Genomic DNA, 5,084 nt, shown 5'->3' on the forward strand with positions numbered 1-5,084 from the left:
CAAGGAGTACGGCGGTCAGGACCGCTCCCCGATGGACTCGCTGATCTTCACCGACGAGGCCGCGATCGCCGGCGCACCGGTGCCGTTCCTGACCATCAACAGCGTCGCGCCGACGATCATGGCGTTCGGCACCGAGGAGCAAAAGAAGTTCTACCTGCCGCGCATTGCGGCGGGGGAACTGCACTTCGCCATCGGCTACTCCGAGCCCGGCGCCGGCACCGACCTGGCGAACCTGCGCAGCACCGCAGTGCGCGACGGTGACGACTACGTGGTCAACGGCCAGAAGATGTGGACCAGCCTGATCGCCTACGCCGACTACGTCTGGCTGGCGGTCCGCACCAACACCGAAGCCAAGAAGCACCGCGGCATCTCGATGCTGATCGTGCCAACCAGCTCCGAAGGTTTCTCCTGGACGCCGGTGCACACCATGTCCGGGGTGGACACCAGTGCCACCTACTACCAGGACGTTCGCGTTCCAGTGGCCAACCGGGTGGGCGAAGAGAACGGCGGCTGGAAGCTGGTGACCAACCAGCTCAACCACGAGCGGGTCGCGCTGGTGTCGCCGATGCCAATCATCATGGCGCTCAACCAGGTACGGGAATGGGCGCAGAACACCAAGGACGCCGCCGGCGCCCGGCTCATCGATTCGCAATGGGTGCAGCTCAACCTGGCCCGGGTGCACGCAAAGGTCGAGGTGCTCAAGCTGATCAACTGGGAGCTGGCCTCGGCGGAGTCGACGTCGCCGTCGCCGGCGGATGCCTCGGCGGCCAAGGTGTTCGGCACCGAGCTGGCCACCGAGGCCTACCGGCTGCTGATGGAGGTCTTGGGCACCGCGGCGACCCTGCGGCAAGATTCGCCCGGCGCATTGCTGCGCGGCCGAGTCGAGCGGATGCACCGCGCCTGCTTGATCCTGACCTTCGGCGGCGGCACCAACGAGGTGCAGCGCGACATCATCGGCATGGTGGCGCTCGGCCTTCCCCGAGCCAACCGCTAGCGAATTCTGGAGAACCCATGGACTTCTCAACAACCGAAGCCGCGCAGGACCTCGGTGGTCTGGTCACCACGATCGTCGACGCGGTGTGCACACCCGAACATCAGCGCAAGCTTGACGGCCTCGACCAACGGTTCGACCGCGAACTCATGCGCAAGCTCATCGACGCCGACATCCTCTCCACCGCCGCACCAGAATCCTTGGGTGGAGGCGGGTTTGGCGTCCTCGAGGAAGTCGCCGTACTGGTCGGCCTCGGCCACCAGCTGGCCGCCGTACCCTACCTTGACTCGGTGGTGCTGGCCGCCGGAGCGCTGGCCCGGTTCGGCTCGACCGAACTCCAGCACGAGTGGGGCGCCCCCGCGGTGAGCGGCGAGAAGATCCTCGCCGTTGCCTTGGACGGCGAAATGGGTGACGGACCGGTGCGGGCCACATCAGCCGGCGACGGCTACCGGCTGACCGGAACCCGTACTCAGATCGCGTACGGGCCGGTCGCCGACGGCTTCCTGGTGCCGGCCGAAACCGATTCCAGCACTTCTGTTTTCCTGGTCGCCGCCAGCGACCCGGGCGTCACCGTGACCGCCCTGGACACCACCGGCCTGGGCAGCATCGGGCATCTGCGGCTCGACGGGGTCGAGGTCGGTAGTGGACGTGTCGTCGGCGGCGACGACGTCGTCAACTGGATCAAGACGTTGGATATCCTGGGCCACAGCGCGTTCCAGCTCGGCGTACTCGAGCGAGGGCTGCAGCTGACCGCCGAATACGCACAAACCCGTGAACAGTTCGACCGCCCGATCGGCAGCTTCCAGGCGGTCGGCCAACGGCTGGCGGACGCCTACATCGACGTCAAGGGCCTGCGGCTGACCCTAACCCAGGCGGCGTGGCGACTAAGCGAGGATCTGCCCGCCGACACCGAGGTCGCCACCGCCGCATTCTGGGCAGCTGATGCCGGGCATCGGGTGGCGCACAGCATCGTTCACATCCACGGCGGTGTCGGCATCGACACCGACCACCCGGTGCACCGCTACTTCCTGGCCGCCAAGCAAACCGAGTTCGCGCTGGGCGGCGCCACCGGTCAACTGCTGAAGATCGGTCGCGAGTTGGCGGACACCCCCGCTTAGCTGTGGACGCACTTCCGACCGTCGCCGATCTGCTGGCCCCGCTGGTTGATGTCGACGATCGGGGCGTCCACTTCGAGGATTCGTTCGTCAGCTGGCGCGACCATCTCCGGCAGGGCGCTGCGGTCGCGGCGGCACTGCGCGCACGACTTGACCCGGGCCGGCCGCCGCACGTCGGGGTGTTGTTGGAGAACACACCGTTCTTCTCCTCGGTCTTGGTCGCCGCGGGGATGACGGGAATTGTCCCGGTGGGACTCAACCCGGTGCGCCGGGGCGCGGCGCTGCATCGAGACATCGACCATGCCGACTGCCAACTGGTACTGGCCGACACGAATTCAGCTGGCACGCTGGGCGACATCGACCACATCAACGTCGACTCCGCCTTATGGGCTGACGAGGTCGCGGGACATCGCGAGGCCGAAATTCGCTTTCAATCCGCGGTGCCCGACGACCTGTTCATGCTGATCTACACCTCGGGCACCAGCGGTAATCCCAAGGCCGTCATGTGTAGCCACGGCAAGGTCGCGATCGCCGGCGTGACGATGACCGATCGCTTCGGACTCGGCCCGAGCGACGTCTGCTACGCATCGATGCCGCTGTTCCATTCCAACGCGGTCTTGGTCGGGTGGGCGGTGGCGCTGGCCTGCCGGGGCTCAATGGTGTTGCGGCGCAAGTTTTCTGCCTCCGGCTTTCTGCCCGACGTCCGCCACTACGGCGCGACCTATGCGAACTACGTGGGAAAGCCGCTGTCGTATGTGCTCGCCACACCCGAGCGCCCGGACGACGCCGACAATCCGTTGCGGTCGGTGTACGGCAATGAGGGCGCACCCGCCGACATCGACCGGTTCGCGGCCAGGTTCGGCTGCCGGGTCATCGACGGGTTCGGTTCAACCGAGGGCGGGATCGCCATCGGTCGCACGCCGGACACCCCGGACGGCGCTCTGGGGCCGATACCCGACGATATCGAGATCATCGACGTCGACACCGGCCGGCCCTGCCCGGTCGGTGCGGTCGGTGAGCTGGTAAACGTCACCGGCGCAGGGCGTTTCGAGGGCTACTACAACGATCCGGAGGCCAACGCGCAACGGATGGCCGGCGGCGTCTACCACAGCGGCGACCTTGCCTACCGTGACGAAGCCGGTTACGCGTACTTCGCCGGCCGGCTCGGCGACTGGCTGCGGGTCGACGGCGAAAACCTCGGGACTGCGCCCATCGAGCGGGTGCTGGCACGGCATCCGGACGTGATGGAGGTAGCGGTGTACGCGGTGCCGGATCCGGCCGTCGGCGATCAGGTGATGGCGGCGCTGGTGCTGGCATCCGGCGCCGAATTCGACACCGACAAGTTCCGCGCATTCCTGGCTGAGCAGACCGATCTCGGGCCCAAGCAGTGGCCGTCATACGTTCGAGTCAGCACCAGCCTACCGCGAACAGCAACCTACAAAGTGCTCAAGCGGCAACTGTCAGCCGAGGGTCTGGACTGCGCGGATCCGGTGCTCCCCATCCGGCGATGAGTAGCTTTCACGAGTTGTCGAGTCAGCTTGCCGCCCAGGTCGGCATCGCGATCGCCTCGGTCGGGTCGAGTCCCGTTACCCTTGGCACGTGGTCGTCCGGTGTCGCCTGGTCGACCAGCAAGGTGCCGCTGGTGATCGCGGCATTGCGGGCCGGCGTGGGTAGTCACGAGCTAGTTGCCCAGACAATTACCCACTCGGATAACGATGCCGCCGAGGAACTCTGGTCCCAGCTGGGCGATCCCGCCAGTGCGGCCAGGCAGGTACAAGACGTGATCCGCGCGGCCGGTGACGCGGCGACCGTGGTCGAATCATGCAGAATCCGCGAGGATTACACGCCGTTCGGTCAAACGCGATGGGCGCTGATCGATCAAGCCCGGTTCGCTGCCGGACTTACACAGGTTGCCGACGCGTCGCCTGTCGTCGATCTAATGCGTGTGCTGACGATCGATCATCGCTGGGGTCTGGCCGCCAAAGGCTTTGCCGCAAAGGGCGGCTGGGGTCCAGGCCTGGGTGACGACTATCTGGTCCGCCAGTTCGGGATCGTCCCGACAGCATCCGGCGCGGTAGGCGTCGCTATTGCGGCCGAGGTTCAGGACGGCGAGTACGAGGCGGGGGTCGACGTCGTCAATAGGCTGGCCGACTGGGTCGTCGATGAAGTCCTAAGCCAGCAATGACGGCACGACGGCCTCGACCAGGTGCGGACCGGGCTCGGCGAATGCCGCGCGCAGTGCGTCGGCGAATTCCTCGGCCGTGGTCGCCCGTCGAGCCGGCACTCCCATACCTTCGGCGATCTTGACGAAATCCATTGTCGGGCGCGATATATCGAGCAGATCGAGCGCTTTGGGGCCGGGTGTCGCGCCGGCGCCGACCCGCTGTAGCTCGAGCCGAAGGATGTCATAGGCGCCGTTGTTGTAGATGACGGTGGTGACGTCGAGGTTCTCCCGCGCCTGAGTCCACAGGCCCGAGATCGTGTACATCGCGGACCCGTCGGACTCCAGACACAACACCGGCCGGCCGGGCGCGGCGACAGCGGCACCCACGGCGGCTGGGATTCCGTAGCCGATTGCCCCGCCGGTCAGGGTCAGCCAGTCGTGTGCGGGCGCGCCGGCGGTCGCTGCCGTCAGCGGCACACTGGAGGTGTTGGACTCGTCAACGACGATCGCGTTTTCCGGCATCAGTGCACCGACCACATCGGCGACCGAGACGGCGGTCAGCGCGCCAGTCGGCATTTGGGGGCGCGACAGCGCTGCGACGGCGGCTGTCGTGCCGGGTGCGACGTCGTCTGCCAGCGCCGCCAATGCTGCTGCGGCGCCGGTGGGTCCGGCGAGCACCTGGACGCTGCAACCCTCCGGCACCAGATCACTCGGCTTGCCGGGGTAGGCGAAGAACGACACCGGTGACGCCGCCCCGGCCAGGATCAGATGTTTGGTGCCCTCGAGTTGAGCCACCACGGCCTCGGCGAAATAC

At 66.8% G+C, this 5,084-nt stretch carries 5 protein-coding genes; 4 read left to right on the forward strand and 1 reads right to left on the reverse strand.

Features of this window, described 5'->3' with window-relative positions; translation table 11 throughout:
• The 4 genes from VGH54_RS06500 to VGH54_RS06515 form a co-directional block, all read left to right on the forward strand.
• Positions 1–994, forward strand: a 994-nt coding sequence (locus VGH54_RS06500; protein ID WP_331511119.1) for an acyl-CoA dehydrogenase family protein, incomplete at its 5' end; no start/stop codon positions are given.
• Between the two features lie 17 nt (positions 995–1,011).
• Complete coding sequence (locus VGH54_RS06505; protein WP_331511120.1) at positions 1,012–2,109, forward strand: acyl-CoA dehydrogenase family protein; 1,098 nt, start codon at positions 1,012–1,014, stop codon at positions 2,107–2,109.
• A 2-nt stretch (positions 2,110–2,111) separates the two neighbouring features.
• Positions 2,112–3,617: a long-chain-fatty-acid--CoA ligase FadD17 gene (gene fadD17, locus VGH54_RS06510; RefSeq protein WP_331511121.1), complete on the forward strand. Its 1,506-nt coding sequence runs from the start codon at positions 2,112–2,114 to the stop codon at positions 3,615–3,617.
• A complete protein-coding gene (locus VGH54_RS06515; RefSeq protein ID WP_331511122.1) occupies positions 3,614–4,291 on the forward strand; it encodes a hypothetical protein in 678 nt (225 codons plus the stop codon). Before fadD17 ends, VGH54_RS06515 begins: the two co-directional genes overlap by 4 nt.
• Here VGH54_RS06515 and VGH54_RS06520 read toward each other — a convergent pair.
• Positions 4,277–5,084: acetolactate synthase large subunit (locus VGH54_RS06520; protein ID WP_331511123.1), on the reverse strand; the 808-nt coding region annotated here is incomplete at its 5' end. The genes VGH54_RS06515 and VGH54_RS06520 overlap by 15 nt on opposite strands.

It is taken from the genome of Mycobacterium sp., from assembly GCF_036488105.1.
In the GTDB taxonomy this organism is placed as follows: Bacteria; Actinomycetota; Actinomycetes; order Mycobacteriales; family Mycobacteriaceae; genus Mycobacterium.